Raw genomic sequence first — 1,091 nt, forward strand, 5'->3', positions numbered from 1 at the left:
TAAATGTAAGGAGTGGTGGTTGAGGGGCAGGGTCCGCCCAAAGCAGACAAGGCCTGGATACCGGCGTCGCGGGCAGCGCGAACGGCCTGACGGACCGCACCGGCGTCGCCGTAAACGTTGATGAAGCCTTCGTTTGAGGATTTCGTGCCGTGATCCGGCGAGCAGTAGCTGATCAGCTCGACGTTCGCCGCTTTTAATGCGATATCGGAAATCAAAATCCCAATCCCGGCCGGAGCGCCCAGGATCAAGGCGTAGGCGCGGCCGATCGGCGCGCCGAAGGCGGCGTTGCAGGCGAAGGAAGCGCGGGCGGTGTACTGGAATTCCAGGTGACCGGCATCGTTGCCGTAAACATCGCCGAAGTGTCTTTCCGTTTCGACCAAAGCGACTTCGACCGCGCGCTTCGCGTCGGAAACATCTTCAGCCCCGAAAACGATCAGGGAGCCGTGACCGGCGCCGCCCTTGGTGTCTCTGGCCATTTCGCAGATGACCATTTCGGTGTTGGTCGCCTTGACCGCTTCGTCGGCCGCCATGATCTGCGGGCCGGCCCCGGTACGGGCGGACAGAATCCCGATGGAACGATATTTCGGATCGATTTCCATGGCTTCGTGTAAGTTCGGGTCGACATTCGCAATGACAAGGCCGATCGTGTCGCCGATGGTCTGGCCGACATATTCGGTTAAACCACACACACCCGTGGCTTCGGCGACCGTTCCGGTTTCTTCGACTTCGTCCATTTTTTTCATGACTTCGTCCATCAATTTGTTCATCAAATCGTCTTTCATTAATTCACACCTCCACTATTTTATAAAGTTGGTAACATTTTTTCCACATCTTGATGTGGTCTGGGAATCACATGGACTGAAACAACCTGGCCAACCTTGTCCGCCGCTGCCGCGCCTGCGTCAACCGCAGCTTTGACAGCGCCGACATCGCCACGGACCATGGTGGTCACAAGACCGGAACCGATCTTTTCGTAGCCGGTGAATTCAACGTTGGCCGATTTGACCATCGCATCGGTCGCTTCGATGCAGCCAACGAGCCCCTTGGTTTCAATCATACCTAAAGCTTCATTCGTCATAAGCTTCTCCTCC

The 1,091-nt window shown here is 56.5% G+C and carries 2 protein-coding genes; both read right to left on the bottom strand.

Going from position 1 to position 1,091, the window contains the following annotated elements; translation table 11 throughout:
• The coding region (gene pduB / locus HMPREF0721_RS11160) for a propanediol utilization microcompartment protein PduB (RefSeq protein ID WP_006599900.1) at positions 1–782 on the bottom strand (782 nt) is incomplete at its 3' end.
• 20 nt (positions 783–802) lie between these two features.
• Positions 803–1,078 (bottom strand): BMC domain-containing protein, encoded by a 276-nt coding sequence (locus HMPREF0721_RS11165; protein WP_006599901.1) that lies wholly within the window; start codon positions 1,076–1,078, stop codon positions 803–805.
• Positions 1,079–1,091: the final 13 nt, after the last annotated feature.

The sequence above is a fragment of the Pseudoramibacter alactolyticus ATCC 23263 genome, from assembly GCF_000185505.1.
Lineage (GTDB): Bacteria > Bacillota > Clostridia > Eubacteriales > Eubacteriaceae > Pseudoramibacter > Pseudoramibacter alactolyticus.